The organism is Streptomyces sp. NPDC012510 (assembly GCF_042955065.1).
GTDB lineage: Bacteria > Actinomycetota > Actinomycetes > Streptomycetales > Streptomycetaceae > Streptomyces.
The window spans coordinates 49,147-61,226 of the sequence record NZ_JBIBEN010000024.1 but is presented as its reverse complement, the minus strand read 5'-3'; the positions used below and the strand labels follow the sequence as shown (position 1 = coordinate 61,226).

At 71.3% G+C, this 12,080-nt stretch carries 10 protein-coding genes; 2 read left to right on the top strand and 8 right to left on the bottom strand.

Annotated features, from left to right (window positions below):
- Positions 1-416: 416 nt before the first annotated feature.
- The 4 genes from ACFY9I_RS34180 to ACFY9I_RS34165 form a co-directional block, all read right to left on the bottom strand.
- Positions 417-1,568 carry an ATP-binding protein gene (locus ACFY9I_RS34180; protein WP_391008706.1) on the bottom strand — a complete coding sequence of 384 codons (1,152 nt, stop codon included), beginning with the start codon at positions 1,566-1,568 and terminating at the stop codon, positions 417-419.
- A 69-nt stretch (positions 1,569-1,637) separates the two neighbouring features.
- The gene (locus ACFY9I_RS34175) at positions 1,638-2,375 is read right to left on the bottom strand and encodes a response regulator (RefSeq protein ID WP_391008703.1); all 738 of its coding nucleotides are present in this window, start codon (positions 2,373-2,375) and stop codon (positions 1,638-1,640) included.
- Positions 2,376-2,506: 131 nt separating this feature from the next.
- Positions 2,507-3,181: a spermidine synthase gene (locus tag ACFY9I_RS34170; RefSeq protein ID WP_391008701.1), complete on the bottom strand. Its 675-nt coding sequence runs from the start codon at positions 3,179-3,181 to the stop codon at positions 2,507-2,509.
- A gap of 92 nt (positions 3,182-3,273) precedes the next feature.
- The gene (locus tag ACFY9I_RS34165) at positions 3,274-4,926 is read right to left on the bottom strand and encodes a glycoside hydrolase family 3 N-terminal domain-containing protein (protein WP_391008699.1); all 1,653 of its coding nucleotides are present in this window, start codon (positions 4,924-4,926) and stop codon (positions 3,274-3,276) included.
- 377 nt (positions 4,927-5,303) lie between these two features.
- Between ACFY9I_RS34165 and ACFY9I_RS34160 the strand changes: the two genes are divergently transcribed.
- The gene (locus tag ACFY9I_RS34160) at positions 5,304-6,347 is read left to right on the top strand and encodes a rhomboid-like protein (protein WP_391008696.1); all 1,044 of its coding nucleotides are present in this window, start codon (positions 5,304-5,306) and stop codon (positions 6,345-6,347) included.
- On the opposite strand, the gene ACFY9I_RS34155 is transcribed toward ACFY9I_RS34160, so the two are convergent.
- Genes ACFY9I_RS34155 through ACFY9I_RS34140 form a run of 4 tightly spaced genes read right to left on the bottom strand, consistent with a single transcriptional unit; the run spans position 6,280 to position 10,010 of the window.
- Positions 6,280-6,975, bottom strand: a complete 696-nt coding sequence (locus ACFY9I_RS34155; RefSeq protein WP_391008693.1) for an ATP-binding cassette domain-containing protein — start codon at positions 6,973-6,975, stop codon at positions 6,280-6,282. The two genes, ACFY9I_RS34160 and ACFY9I_RS34155, sit on opposite strands and share 68 nt — an antisense overlap.
- Positions 6,972-7,964 carry a hypothetical protein gene (locus tag ACFY9I_RS34150; RefSeq protein ID WP_391008691.1) on the bottom strand — a complete coding sequence of 331 codons (993 nt, stop codon included), beginning with the start codon at positions 7,962-7,964 and terminating at the stop codon, positions 6,972-6,974. The genes ACFY9I_RS34155 and ACFY9I_RS34150 overlap by 4 nt, the downstream gene beginning before the upstream one ends.
- Positions 7,961-9,391, bottom strand: coding sequence for a hypothetical protein (locus ACFY9I_RS34145; RefSeq protein ID WP_391008688.1), 1,431 nt, complete (start codon positions 9,389-9,391; stop codon positions 7,961-7,963). The genes ACFY9I_RS34150 and ACFY9I_RS34145 overlap by 4 nt, the downstream gene beginning before the upstream one ends.
- Positions 9,342-10,010, bottom strand: a complete 669-nt coding sequence (locus ACFY9I_RS34140; RefSeq protein ID WP_391008685.1) for a sigma-70 family RNA polymerase sigma factor — start codon at positions 10,008-10,010, stop codon at positions 9,342-9,344. Before ACFY9I_RS34140 ends, ACFY9I_RS34145 begins: the two co-directional genes overlap by 50 nt.
- 847 nt (positions 10,011-10,857) lie before the next feature.
- Here ACFY9I_RS34140 and ACFY9I_RS34135 point away from each other — a divergent pair.
- On the top strand, positions 10,858-12,039 hold the full coding sequence (locus ACFY9I_RS34135) for a hypothetical protein (RefSeq protein WP_391008682.1): 1,182 nt from the start codon (positions 10,858-10,860) through the stop codon (positions 12,037-12,039).
- Positions 12,040-12,080 lie beyond the last annotated feature (41 nt).

Genomic DNA, 12,080 nt, shown 5'->3' with positions numbered 1-12,080 from the left:
GTCCGGCTGGCCGAACCTGTCGTGGATCTTGTGGCTCCGGTTCGAACTTTACGTCAACTTGGCACAGAAGTAAGCCCCGGGAGGATGAGCGATATTCGGCAATGGTGGGGGGATTCAGCCAGGAGTGATGTGGGTATTGCGGGATTTTTCCGCCCCCGCCGCCCCTCCCGTTCCCGTCCTCAGGGGCTGCCGCCCCTTCGACCCCAATCGGGCGCTTGAGGGGGCGGGAGACGCGGCTGGACGGCGGGTGCGGGTTCGTGGGGGCTGGTCGCGCAGTTCCCCGCGCTCCCAGAAGAGGCCTGCGGCCCTTCGATCGGCCGGGAGGCCGTCCAGGGGTGCGGAGGCCGCGCGAGCGACCACACCCCCCGTACCCACCGACGAGACCCAGGTCCCGAGGTCGGCCGCGCCCGGCGGGCTCAGACCGGCTGGGGGCGTTGGGCCGGCTGGGGCGGGACGCCCGGGAGGAGGACCTGGATGCGGCAGCCCTTGGGGGATTCGGCCACGCCGATGCGGCCGCCGTGGAGATCGACCGCCCAGCGGGCGATCGCGAGGCCGAGGCCGGTGCCGCCGTCGCTGCCGGGGCCGTGGGGGGAGCTGACGGCGCCGCGGTTGAAGCGTTCGAAGACGCGGTGCCATTCGGTCTCCGGGATGCCGGGGCCCTCGTCCAGAACCTCCAGCTCCAGGGAGTCGGGGGTGGGGCCGCGCCTGGCCTTCACCGTCACGCGGCCGTGGGCGGGGCTGTGCTTGACCGCGTTGTCGATGAGGTTCGCGACGACCTGGTGGATGCGTTCGGGGTCCGCGTTCGCCGTGAGCTCCGGCGGGTGCACGTCCAGGTGCAGGTGCACGTCCGTACGCGTGTGCTTGCCGGAGTCCGAGGCGACGCCGCCGCGGGCGGAGGAGACCATCTGGGCCTCCTTGAGGACGCCCGAGAGGTAGGGCCAGACCTCGAAGCGGCGGCGGCGGAGCGGGACCACGCCGTTGTCCAGGCGGGACAGGTCCAGCAGGGTCTCCACCAGACGGCCCAGACGCTCCGTCTGCTTGAGGGCCGTGCGCATCGTCTCGGGGTCGGCCTGGGTGACACCGTCGACGATGTTCTCCAGCACCGCGCGGAGCCCGGCGATGGGTGTGCGGAGCTCGTGGGAGACATTCGCCACGAGCTCCTTGCGCTGGCGGTCCTGGGCCTCCAGCTCGTCGGCCATGAGATTGATCGTGTGAGCCAGGTCACCCAGCTCGTCCCGGCGGTTCTCACTGACCCGGCGGGTGTAGTCGCCGCGCGAGATCGACCGGGCGACCGCGTTCATCTCGTCCAGGGGGGCGGTGAGTGAATGCGCCACGAACTGCGTGATGAGAAGTGTGGCGATCATCGAGAACACCGTGATGAAGCGCAGCTCCGTCTTGGTGTGCACCGCGATCATCGACAGGACCGTCGTGATCAGGACCGAAATGACGACGAGCGCGCCCAGCTTCGTCTTGATCGAGAAGGGGCGCAGACCGCCGAGCGGTCCCGCGCCCTTCCGTGACTGCGCGCCACCGAGGTTCCGCGACCTTGGGTCACCGACTCCGCTCATCACGCCACCAGTCCCCTGTGCCTACGTGTCCGCGTATGCCCTGCGCACGCGGTGCGAGTGCCGACGATGTCAGGGGTTCGGGGTCTCCAGGGCGTACCCGACGCCGTGCACCGTGCGGATCCGCTCCGCGCCGATCTTCCGCCGCAGCGCCTTGATGTGGCTGTCCACGGTCCGCGTCCCGGACGCGTCCGCCCAGTCCCACACCTCGGCGAGCAGCTGCTCGCGCGAGAGTACGGCACGCGGGGTGTTCGCGAGGCAGACGAGGAGGTCGAACTCGGTGGGTGTGAGGTGCACGTCCTCGCTGCGCACCCGGACGCGGCGCTGCGCGTGGTCGATCTCCAGCTCGCCGAGGCGCAGGATGCCCGAGCGGGGCGTGGTGGCGGCGAGCGCGGCACGCTCCACCCGGCGCAGCAGGACGTGCACGCGGGCGGCCAGTTCCCGCATGGAGAACGGCTTGGTCATGTAGTCGTCGGCGCCGACGCCGAGCCCGACCAGCATGTCCGTCTCGTCGTCCCGGGCGGTGAGCATCAGCACGGGGACGGGCCGCTGGGCCTGGACGCGCCTGCACACCTCCAGGCCGTCGAAGCCGGGCAGCATGATGTCGAGGATCAGCAGGTCGGGCTGCCAGGCCTCGGCGGTGTCGACCGCGGCCGGCCCGTCGGACGCGGTCTGTACGACGAAACCCTCGGCGCGCAGGCGGGCCGCGATGGCGTCGACGATCGTCGGGTCGTCCTCGACCACGAGCACGCGGCGCTGTGCGCCCGGCGTCGCCGTGGTGCTGTTGTGGGTGGTGTGTGTCTGCTCCATCGCCCGCCCCTGTGTTGCTTTCCGGAATCCGTGGGGTGATCCCTTGACTGCGCGTGGGTGCGCATGACTGCGATTGACGCTTGAATGATCGGCGCCAGGGAAGCAGGGTACGGGCAGTCACCGCGCCAGGGCTATCCAGGTCGGACCGCGAGGTGCACCACGTCCGGAACTCCTCGGGCAACCGGGATCTCTTCGGTACGCACCTGTTGGAACCCGGCATTCCCCAAGGATTCCTCGAATTCCGCAGATGGTTGCGCCGACCACACGGCCAGCACCCCGCCTGGCCTCAACACCCTTGCGCAGCTTGCCAGTCCGGCCGGGGAGTACAGACTCTGGTTACCCTCGGAGACGGTCCAGCCGGGCCCGTTGTCGATGTCCAGGCAGAGCGCGTCGAACGTGGCGGATGTCTCATTGACGTACTCGACGAGGTCGGCTTCCACGATCTCCGTCCGGGGATCCGCGAGGGCTTGCGCGGACACCGAGGCCAGCGGTCCTGTGCGGTGCCAGGCGATGACGGAGCGTTCGCGTTCGACAACCGTGATGGGTCCCCAGCGTGGGTCGGCGGCGGCGTGCGCGAGCGAGAAGCCGACCCCCAGACCGCCGATCAGCACACGTGGCCGGGAGCGGCCGGACAGCGCGGAGAGAGCGGCGTCGACCAGGAGCCGCTCGGAGCGGCCGTCCGAAGTGTCCATGAGGAAGCAGCCGTTGGCGATGATCTGCAACAACTCGCCGTGGCGGCGCAGCACGACCTCGCCGTAGGGGCCTTCGTGACGGTCGATGACTTCGGGTTCGTCGATGACAGGCATGTGCCCATCTTCACTCTTGCGCGGCGTGAGCGCGTCCCAATCACCACGCCCCGGTGACGACCGGCCCGCGACGCGGCGGCGAGTCGACCTGATCAGAGCGCCAGACCGTGGCCGTACGGGAAGACCGGGCCCTCGGTGTCGTCGGTGTCGTCGGTGTCATCGGGGCTGTCGGGGCTGTCGGGGCTGTCGGGGCCGTCGGGGCCGTCCGGGCGGGACGCCTCCAACGCCGCCGTCGAGCGCGGCAGTTCGAAGGGCAGCCGCCCTTCGGCCCGCGCCCGCCCGAAGGCCACGTCGAGCAGGGCCGCGTCCGAGGCACCGTAGTCGGCGACGAGCGCGGCGGCCTTCGCGGCGATCTCCGGGAGTGCCACGGGCCGTTCCAGACGCACGCAGACCAGCGTGGGCACGGTCTCCAGCAGCGCCAGGATCTCCTTCAGGCGTTCCTCGCCGAACGCCGGCGACCCGGAGTGGATGGAGGACTCGGGGGACCCCGGCCGCTCGTCGTACGGCGTGCGCAGCCGCAGGACGGCCACGTCCGCGTGGGCCGGATCAGCCACGACATTGCCGTACAGGGACGCGGTCTGCGCGCCCAGACCCTCGACGTACAGGTTGGGGCGGTCGGAGAGCGGGAGGAGGGAGTGGTTGGTCAGCACGGTGAGCGAGCGGCGCTGGGCGGCCTCGCCGAGGGCGGTGAAGTCGGCGGCGCCGACGGTCTCCTCAGCCCGGTCGGGGTCGACGTACCGGTGCTCGAAGAGGCCGAGTACGAACTTCTGGCGCAGCAGGCGTCGTACGCAGGCGTCGACGCGCTCCTCAGGGATCCGGCCGGAGCGGACGAGTCGGACGATCGCTTCGGGGCACTGTTCGCCGCCGAACCGGTCGGCGCCCGCGTGCAGCGCGTCGGCCGCGTCCGACGCGTCGGCCGCGCGTTCGGCGACGGTGAGGTGTTCGACGCCCCGATCGCGGGCCTGACGCGTCTCGCCGCCGATGGGTGCCTCGCCGAGCAGGCCCCAGTCGGTGCAGACGATGCCCTCGATCCCCTGCGAGCGGTCGGCCTCGATCGCCGCCCCCGAGGGCGCGAGGTGGAGGTCGCGCATGCCGCTGGGGGAGTGCTTGACCATGGCGGCGACCGAGCGGTGGCCGAGCCGGGGCCCCTGCAGCCCGCGCACGTACGCCTGCACCAGCGCACTCGTCCCCTCGACGGACGAGCCGAACATGCCGGACCGGCGGGGTCGGCGGGGCTCGGTGGACAGGTCGGCCCGCGGGTGGAGGGCGACGCGGAAACCGACGGAGAGGTACTCGCGGCGGACCGTGTTGCCGAACTGCTCCACCAGCTCGGGCTCTCCGATCGCGGCCAGGCCCACGGGCTCGGGCCAGACCGAGAAGGCGCCGGAGCGGGAGGACGCGCCCGGGTCGTCCGTGAACGCGTGACGCGGGTCGGTGGAGAGCGTGACCGGGATGGAGAGCCGGGTGTCCGCCGCGAGCGTCTGAAGCCGGTTGACCCACTCGGCCGTCTCCCGGACGCCGTACCTGCCCGGCAGGTTGAAGTGGGTCAGATGACCCTCCGCGACCAACTCGGTGGTGCCCTGCCGGACGAACGGCCCTTCACCGGCCTCCGTGAGCGTCCCGTCACCGTTCATCGTCAGCGTCGCGTGGAAGAGCTGGCCGGCCTTCTCGGCCAAGGTCATCCGGGCCAGGAGGTCTTCCACCCGTTCGTCCACGGGACGGTCGGGGTCGAGGTACGGGAGCATCGCGTTCCTTGTACGGGGAGCCGGGCGGGCCGGTGTCGGGCTGTGCGAGGAGGGCGGCGTCGCCGCGCAGGCTCGTTCAGGGAAGCAGCAAAACCGAGCAGGTACCAGGTCTTGGTCAAGTGGCCACAATCACGGGGCAGATGGCTTGAAAGAGGACGCGATTGACTCGTGTAACCGCCGGTCCGCGGCCTGCCGTCAGCAGGCTGGCGCGGGTGTCGCGGGTGTCGGTGCGGAGGATCGGCGGCGGAGGGGTCGCAGTGGCGTGAGGCCCTGTGAGGCTGTCGAGTTGCTGTGAATCGCGTGGAGGGTGGTGACGGTCACAGACAGGCGGGTCCCGGGACGTCGAAGGTGAGGTGAAACGGAAGGAGCGCCTCACCTTGGATGCCGCCGAGACTGTGGAGCCCGCCGAGTCTGCGGAGTCCGTGGAGGCGACGGAGCCTGGGGAGACGAGGGAGCCTGAGGGGACGAGGGAGCCTGTAGAGGCCGGGGCGGTCGCGGCGCGGGCCGACGTGATGCCGTCTGCGGACGGGCCCGTCCTCGACGGCATCCCACGGCAGCCGGGGGCGGCGCCGGTCCGGAAGGCCGTACGGGAGGCGGCGGCGCCCGTACGGGTGGCTGGGGATGAGTCCCCCCAGGTGACTGGGCGTCAGCCGGTCACCTCACTCAACCGCTCGGGCGTTCTGCCGGCGTGGCTACGTCCTTGGCGGTTGTCGCCCACCCCCACGGGGACGCCCTTCACCTTCTTCTACGCCACCGTCCTGGTGGTCACCTCGGCCGTGGCCGAGTACGCCGACCCGGCGCTGGTACAGGCGCTGCACCGAGGCTCCAGCACCGATGTGGCGCACCTGGTCCGCGATCCGGTGCTCGTGCTGTCGGCGAGTGCGCTGTGGGTCGCCGGCGGGATCGCTTCGCCGTACGTCCTCGGCTTCCTGGTGGTGCTGACCGCGCTGGAGCGTCGGATCGGCGGGTGGCGCACGGCCGGGGTCTTCCTGTTGGGCCATGCCCTCGCCACCCTCGCGACCGAGGTGCCGGTGGGCCTCGCCGTACTCGCCGGCCACCTCCCCGCCAGCTCGCTCCACCGCCTCGACTACGGCATCAGTTTCGGGGTGGCGGCGAGCGCGGGGGCGTTGGCGGGGCTGCTGCCGCCGTGGTTGCGGTGGCCGATGCTGCTGGGGTTCGGCGCGATGCTGGTGGACGACCTGATGGCGTTCACGGACCCGATGACCAACTGGGGCCATCTGCTGTCCCTGGCGATCGGGGTGGCCACCTGGCCGGTCGTACGCCGGTGGTACGCCGGTGGTGGCGGGCGGCCCGGTCCGCCGGGGCCGGGCCGTGCGAGAGCGCGGGCCCGGCTCAGGCCGCCACGACCGCCGCGTAACCGCCGGCCGCCTCCAGCGCGTCGAGCCGCCCGTGGAAGGTGACGCGGCCGGCCGACAGGACGGTGACGTCGTCGCAGGCGCCCTCGACGTCCTCCATGAGGTGCGTCGACACGACCACGCAGGCCTTGCGCCCCAACCGCCGTACGAGGGCGTGGAAGTCGGACCGCTGCTGTGGATCGAGGCCGGTCGTCGGCTCGTCGAGGAGGAGCAGGCTGGGCGAGTTGACGATGGCCTGGGCGATGCCGACGCGTTGCTTCATCCCGCCGGAGAGGGTACGGAGTTTGTGGCCCAGGCGGTCGCCCAGGCCTACGGCCTCCGCCGCCTCGGTGACCGCCTCCGGGATGCGGCCACCCGGCATCTCGCGCAGCCAGGCGGCGTACGACAGGAACTCCCGGACCGTGTAGCCCCTGAACACGCCGAACTCCTGGGGCAGGTAGCCGAGGCGGCGCCTGATCTCCAAGCGTTGGGCCGGGACGCGCGGGTCGCGGTCGAGGAGGGTGACCGAGCCTTCGGTGGGCGCGATCGCGGTGGCGAACACCCGCAGGAGCGTGGACTTCCCTGCACCGTTGGGACCGAGCACGGCGTGCACGCCCGGGCCGAACGTGAGGGTGAGCTCGTCGAGAACGAGGACACGGCGACGGCGTACGGACAGGCGGGCGGTCTGGATCATCGGGGGCCTCGGGGTGCGCGGCGGTCGCCGGGGGTGGGGGTGCCGAAGGCGTGGCGGCGGAGGAAGAGGAGTTCGACTAGGACGGCGGCGCCGATGGCCCAGACCGTCTGGGCGGATTCGCCGAGGAGTTGGTTCAGCGCGGTGATCAGTTCCTTCAGGCGCAGCCCGGTCACCGGATGCTTCTGGGTGTGCAGCCGGGCGACCGCGGCCACGACGAGGAGCCAGCCGGAGGTGGTGAGCAGGGCCGAGAGCCGGCTGTCGACGTACGAGCTGAGCAACAGGGTCGTCAGGGTGAGGAACAGGCAGGGCAGCAACCACCCGGCGGGCCCGACTTCCAGTCGGGCACGGGGGTGCACGGGCGCCCGCGCCGACAGCGCGAACGCGGCCGCGGCCAGCAGCGGTACACACAGCGCCAGCACCTGCCCGGTTCTGATCAGCAGCAGCCGTAGGCCGCCGGCCGGGGTCGTACGGGTCACCTCCGCGAACGGGTCGGCCTTGCCCCCGTAGCTCGCGGCGACGCAGAGCAACGGCAGGAGAGGGGCGAGCAGCAGGAGTACGGGCAGGGTGTCGGCGGAGCCGTCGAAGCGGGCCAGTGCGACGCCCGCCGCGCAGACGCCCAGGACGGCGAGCAGCCAGGGCAGGCGCAGCCCGTGGACCGCGGCCAGCCACGGGGGCCGCCGCCATGGCCGGCCACCCCCCTGTCTCGCCGGTGGCGGCGGATCTCCGGGCGGGGGGCCGCCGAGCCGGTTGAACAGCGCCCCGCGCACGGCGTCCAGCCGGGCACCGTGCGTCCCGGACAGCACGGCGGAGTTGACGGATCCGGAGCAGCGGAGGCAGGTGAGGAGGTGGGCCTCGGTGTGGGTGAGCAGGTCGGGGGAGAGCGCGCCGTGGGCGTAGTCGGTGATCCAGGAGGAGGGCAGGTGGCGGTCGTCGGCGGGGAGGAGGGCCCGGGGCGGGGTCAGGGGGGTCAGGGGCATGGGGTCGGTCATGGGGTGGCCGCCTTAGGGACCGGAGGGAGACGGGGAATGTGGTCGTCCTGGCGGACGGCGGCGAGGTAGCGGGTCAGCCAGGCGGCTCGGATGTGGTGGGGGAGTGCGGAGAGGTGTGCGGTGAGGCGGGGGACCGCCTCGTCGTCGCCGGTGAAGTCGCGTAGGCCGGCGGGCAGCAGCCAGAAGGAGACCGCGGACATGAGGTGGCGGTCGTCGTTCGTCCAGTGGCGCTCCGACCAGCGACAGGCGGGGTTGGAGAGTTGATCGGCGACGTGCAGGAAGCGGTTCTCCTCCGAATGGGCGAGGTCGATCTCCACCGTCCAGGCCGCGGCTGGGTCCGGGGAGGAACACGCCTCATAGGACTCCCGGAGGGCCAGCACGTGCGAGGGCGCTCCCTCGACGCCCGCGAGTCTGTCGCCGAAGTGGGCGGCGAGCGTGTGCGCGTCCCGCCGGGCGACGGCGAGGTGGTCGTCCGACACGCACACCGTCGGTGAGCCCCGTACACAGCGCACCTGGAAGGGAGCCGTGACGGGCCTGTTCGCCGTGGTGTCGAAGGGCTGTGCTGCGGCGATCGGGACCAGCAGCGCGCAGAGCACCACGGGGAGCGCCCACCGCCGTGCCAGGACGCAGACGGCCGTGGCAGCAAGGGCCACCATGAGGGTGAGCATCAGCCAGCCGGGCCAGAGAGCGGGATAGTCCCCCATGTCGGGACGGTGCGAGGGCAGGCCCCATGTGTGCTCCGGAACCGTGGGGCCCGCATAGCGGCGCAGGGGCGTGACGGCGTGGACGATCCGCGGCATCGCCCACTGTGTCGCCCCGAGTTCGGCCCCGCCTGTGAGCGGGCTCAGCAGGCTGCAGAGAAAACCGGCGAGGACCGGAACGGCACGGAAGGGCAACAGGGCCCCCACGGTGTGGGCGAGGCAAGTGAAGGCGGTCAGCAGAGCCGCGCAGTAAGCCACTTCCAAGTACGGGGGAACGCCTGAGGCGGGTGTCCGCCACAGCGCCGCCAGGAACATCACGAGGACGGCGAGTGCGAAGCCTGCCAGGGGCCACAGCACCGACGGCGCGCAGAACAGCAGAGCGTGGGTGAACGGCCCGCGCGCCGAGTACTCCCGGACCCACCGGGCCCCGGCCCGCGCCTCGGCGCCCCCCTGCCGGCACGCCACGCCCACGGCGACGGGCAGGGCGAAGGTGAGACTGGTACTCAGGGCCATCCCGGTGTCGCGCCAGTCGTCCTGCCAGTTCCAGTGGCCCACGAAGAGCGTCGCGCAGACGGGGATCGTGGTGCCGCACAGCACGGCCACCCAGATTCCGGGACCTCGCCGCAACCCCACGCGGAGCACGGTCAGATGACCGCCGCCTTCCGGCCCCCGTCCCCTACGGACGCGGTCGAGGAATTCGGTCGCCACGGCTGCCACCACCCTCATTCCCGTCCTCCTCCTGTGCCCGCAGCCACTTCCGCAGTTGCTCGCAGCCCCGTGAGGCCCGCGCCTTGACCGTTCCCTCGGGTACGCCCAGCCGCTCGGCGGTCTCGCGGACGGAGAGGCGGTGGAGGTAGCGCAGTTCGATGACGTCCCGCTGGGCTCGGGGCAGGCCGGCGAGCGCGGCCGCGACGGCCGCGTACTTCAGGGACGAGGCGAGCAGACAGTCCTCGGCGGAGGGAACGGCGACCGCGGTGGGGACGGCCTGGAGGCGTTCGTCGAGAGCCACCCTGCGCCCCTGCTCCCGCATCAGGTCCAGGGCCCTGCGGTGCGCGATCCGCATCAGCCACCCCGGGACGTTGCCCTCGTGGAACGACGACGCGCCCTTCCAAGCGGACAGGAACGCCTCCTGTACGGCCTCCTCCGCCGTGTCGGTGGAGAAGCCGCGGTTGAGCAGGTAGGCGAAGACGCTGCCCGCATGGCGGCTGAAGAGTTCCGCGAGTGCCTCCGTGCTGCCCTCGGCCGTGGCGCGTACGAGTCGGTTGTCGCGGCAGGCGGACTCCTCGGGGGAGGGCGGGTCGGGCGGCGGGTCGGTGCAGGACCGGCACCCGGGAAACGTGGTCATGCGGCCTCGGTGCTCGTTGGTCGATCGGGCCGCGAGGTCCCCAGGTGCGGCCGCCAATGTCATCACGTTCAGTTCATCGTTCGATGCGCTGTGTGAGGTTGCGTGCGTGGCTGGCTGTGGGGCGGGGCGGGGGTGTGCGCGGGTGGCGTGAGCGTCGCCCGCACGCCGGTCGCGGGCGCGCGAAGGGCGCGCGCCGACGGCGCCTCCACTCTCCCCCTCGGCGCCTCGCGCAGCGCCCCTCGGCGCTGGTGCAGCGCCCGCCCGGCCGGTGTCCCGCCCGGCACCGGCCTGCCCCGGAGCTCGTCGGCGGCCATCCGTCTTGTCCCGTCACGTTCGATGCTGCATCAGGGCCGGTGTCTTACCTGGGAGATGAGCGAACGGATTGATCGGGAGGGCGTGGCTGTGTGCAGGTTGACTCTGCACTTTCCGTCCGGTGTGGAGGTAGGGGGGTGTTGCTGTGAGGCGATACCCGTGAGGCTACGTCCGCAATGCCGTTGGCTCTGGGGTAGCGCTGCCGGCGGCGGGATGGCCGATGTGAAGGCCGGACTCGGGTTCAGGATGGCGCCAAACTCCCCGCCGAGGAGCGCGCCGGAACCCTCGCGGTGCTGGCCGAGGCGTTCCCCGCTCTGGCGTTCCCGGATCCGGATACGGAGGTGCTGCGGGCGAAGCCGCCGCCTCATCTCAAGCCGACGCCGGGGGGCGGTCCGGCGTGGGCGCCGAAGGGTGGAACTGGTGAGCCGGTGGTGGTGCACCTGGGGGCAGTGCCCAAATAGACACTGACGGGCTGGTGTTACGCCTGGGTACGGTTCAACTCCCTTACCGGAAAATGATCATGCTGGGAGTTGTTGTGCGTCTTTCCCGTACCGCGCCCGTTGCTCTGGCGCTCACCGCGTTGCCCGCGCTCTTCGTGACGACGGCTGCGGCCTCGCCGCCGCCCGCCCCCGAACCGTCCGCCCCGACAGCGGTGTTCACCCTCGACGCCTCCAGGGGGACCTTCTCGGCGAAGGCGGCCGGCGGTCAGCGCGTGAGCGTGCTGGCCACCCACATAGGGCAGGGCGCGGACACCAAGATCCTCAAAGCCGGGGACGAGCGGGCCGTGTCGGACACCACCTTCGCCCGGTCCTCGGAGCCTTCCGCGCGCTCTGCGTGGGCAGCGTCCTCGAAGTTCGCAGACCTCTCCTGGGCGGACGTCGGCGCGAAGACCTACACCGTCTACCGTGACGGCGCGAAGATCGGTACGACGTCGAAGCCGAGCTTCCGCGACACCAGTGTCACGCCCGGCACGGAGGCGGACTACCGGATCATCGGGGCCGGGAAGAAGGACACCCACACCTGGGGGATGACCGCGACCATCCCCAGCAGCGATACCACCGAGGCGCTGAACGCCACAGCGAAGGACATCGAGGCCAAAGCCCGCAAGTACGACAAGTCAACGCTGCGCTGGCGCTCGTTCATCCGCCCGACCTGGGCCGGCATCCCCAAGGAACTCGCGAAGCTCTCGGGCTGCAAGTACACCACGGGCTACAAGTACGCCGGGGACGCGCGCGGCTTCTCCAAGTCGACGAAGAACCCCGGCTCGCGCGCCGGGGTCACCGGGACGGTCAACTGGAAGAGCGGCAAGGTCACATGGGACCGCTTCACCGGCAAGACCCGCGTCTACAAGAAGTCCAACTCGAGGCTGGTCGCCACCCGTAAGGCCAGCGTGAAGAAGATCACGTTCAAGGCGCTGAACAAGCACAACGGCAAGGAGCGCGGCGTGCGCATCATCGTCGACGCCACCGACCCGTTCTGCCCCAAGACCGGTGTCAAGCGGGCCGGGATCGGGGTGTCCGCCACCGTCCAGATGACGCGGGGCGGCAGCTTCCACGTGACGGGCAAGCACCGCCAGGCCCCCGACCACGAGCTGTACATGTACAACTACGCGGGCAAGAAGTACAAGACGAAGACGATCCTGCAGGACAAGATGCTCGACCTGCGCTGCATTTCGCAGCCGGCCTGCCAGCTCCAGAACATCGCCGCCAAGGGCTGACCCCGCCCACGCCCGCCGGTACGGGCGGTGGGATGATACAG